This is a genomic window from Erwinia sp. PsM31 (genome assembly GCF_030433775.1).
Taxonomy (GTDB): Bacteria; Pseudomonadota; Gammaproteobacteria; order Enterobacterales; family Enterobacteriaceae; genus Erwinia; species Erwinia aeris.
Map to the genome: position 1 here is coordinate 1 of NZ_JARUWZ010000061.1, position 1,221 is coordinate 1,221.

General features: G+C 36.7%; 1 protein-coding gene. It reads left to right on the plus strand.

The genetic code is table 11. From position 1 onward, the window contains the following. The first annotated feature begins 412 nt into the window (after nt 1-412). Nucleotides 413-1,207: a hypothetical protein gene (locus QCD69_RS22435; RefSeq protein WP_301253571.1), complete on the plus strand. Its 795-nt coding sequence runs from the start codon at nt 413-415 to the stop codon at nt 1,205-1,207. The last annotated feature ends 14 nt before the right edge of the window (nt 1,208-1,221 follow it).

Consider the following 1,221-nt stretch of genomic DNA (forward strand, 5'->3'; position numbering starts at 1 on the left):
GTGGCTTTTTGGTGGTTGATACTGATTTTGTCATGTGAGTCACCTCTTGCTTGAGCGTTTACTCACTTAGTCGCGTGTCCACTATTGCTGGGTAAGATCATAGCGTTTTTTCATGATGACAAGCACTATTTTTAGTAGGGACGATTCATTATTTATTCATTTTTTTTCAGCTATCTGTTTGGCCTTAATCTTAAGGTGGACACACTGCAAGTGATGAAAGCTGGTGCCTGGTCAGTTTTTTGTAATAAATTCACCAACTCCATATCTTTTCATTCAGTAAAATTGAACAAAAAGACCAATAATTTACATTATGTTACTTTTATTGACTTAAAATAAACTTAATAATGACATACCTTACAAAGCATTGATGACCGCCGCTTTTCCGGAAAATTAATTATATATCAGAGAGAAAATGATTAACCCTTTTCTTTTGCAGAAAAAAAACCTTAAAAAAGTAATAAAAATTTTTATTTCCGTTAGTAGCATTTTTATAAGTTCGGGCGTTTTACCGGCCAGTCAAAAGATAGACATCCAGGATGAACGGGTTTTGAATAATCCTCCTGAAATAGTTAAGAAAGGGGATGTTCTTTACTTTGACGGCCAAATAACAAATGAGGCCTATGTATTATTCTTAAAAGAAATCGGCAACTCCAGAATCAAAACCGTCTCTGTTAACAGCATTGGTGGAGATGTGGAAAATGCTTTATCCATAGCCAGTTACATTAAAAAAAATAATATGGATATAGAAGTTCGCAGCGTCTGTGCCTCTGCGTGTGCTAACTATCTATTTGTGGCAGGTAACCGTAAATTAATTAATAATGATTCATACATCCTGTGGCACGGTGGCGCCAACGGACCAGAGCAAGAAGTTGAAATTTCTGGGGATATAACCCGCGCAGAATTTTTCAGGCTTGAATCCGTTCAACAGATAAAGAAAAAGGAAGCACTCTTTTACAAGGAGGCAGGGGTAAGAAATGAGATATGTTATTGCCCACAGCTAAAAAATAACTATCACGATACTTTCCCGGAAAAATGGTTTTCATATTCTCCGGAAGATATGAACAGATTTGGCATAAAGAATATCTCTTTTGCCACTACACCTTCTCAATGGCTTATGTCAATGAGAAAAAAACACGTCATCTTTGCCCATTATTGTAATCAGGAGATGAATCGCCACGGGTTTAACAGACACCTCAGAGTCATTTAAGATGGCTGAAAGAG

Coding starts and splice junctions, on each gene's coding strand:
- QCD69_RS22435 (WP_301253571.1), top strand. CDS start 413: ATGATTAACCCTTTTCTTTTGCAGAAAAAAAACCTTAAAAAAGTAATA.